The 1046-nt window shown below is 68.5% G+C and carries 1 protein-coding gene; it reads left to right on the forward strand.

Going from position 1 to position 1046, the window contains the following annotated elements; all coding sequences use genetic code 11:
* Nucleotides 1-103: 103 nt before the first annotated feature.
* Nucleotides 104-1046: IS481 family transposase (locus tag ABD346_RS33910; protein ID WP_344380159.1), on the forward strand; the 943-nt coding region annotated here is incomplete at its 3' end.

Here is a 1046-nt window from a genome sequence, read left to right on the forward strand (position 1 = left end):
TGTATTGATCACGAGCGTTGTTAACGCTGGTTGGTCTTGATCATGGCGAAGACCTCCGGTGTGGTGGAGGTGTCTAGGCTCCACACCACGCACGGAGGTCTTCGTGTCCCACCGTAATGCCCGCCTTACCATTCACGGCAGGCGGCTGCTGGTCGAACGTGTCCGTTCCGGCCGTCCGGTCGCGCATGTGGCGGCCGAGATGGGCATATCCCGGCCCACAGCCCACAAATGGGTCCGACGCTGGAAGACCGAAGGCGACGCGGGCCTGGCCGACCGGCCCAGCAGACCGGCCACGACCCCGCACCGGACACCGGCCGCACTGGAAGAGCGGGTCTGCGACCTGCGGCGGACCCGCAAGCTCGGGCCCGCCCGGATCGGCCCGATCGTGGGACTGCCCGCATCCACTGTGCACCGGATCCTCACCCGCCACCGGCTGAACCGGCTTTCCTGGCTGGACCGCCCGACCGGCACCGTGATCCGCCGCTACGAACGCGACCGCCCAGGCGAGCTGATCCACGTCGACGTCAAGAAACTCGGCCGGATCCCCGACGGCGGCGGCCACAAGACCCTGGGCCGTCAGGCCGGCCGGGCAACCCGCTCCGGCATGGGCTTCGACTACGTCCACTCCGCCGTCGACGACCACTCCCGCCTTGCCTACAGCGAGGTCCACCCTGACGAGAAGGTCGCGACCTGCGCGGGCTTCCTCACCCGCGCGGCCGCGTTCTTCCACAGCCAGGGCATCCCCCGCATCGAGCGGGTCCTGACGGACAACGCGTGGGCCTACCGCAAGGGCCTGGCCTGGAAAGCCGTCCTTACCGACCTCGGCGCGACCGGCAAACTCACGCGCGCCTACCGGCCGCAGACCAACGGCAAGGTCGAACGCTTCAACCGCACCCTGCTGGACGAGTGGGCCTACCTGCGGCACTACACCTCAAACGACGAGCGGACAGCGGCCCTGACAGACTTCCTCCACACCTACAACCACCACCGCTGCCACACCGCACTCGACGGACACCCGCCCATCACCCGCGTCAACAACCCTGCGG

This window comes from Streptomyces mauvecolor (assembly GCF_039532965.1).
GTDB classification, from domain to species: Bacteria; Actinomycetota; Actinomycetes; order Streptomycetales; family Streptomycetaceae; genus Streptomyces; species Streptomyces violascens.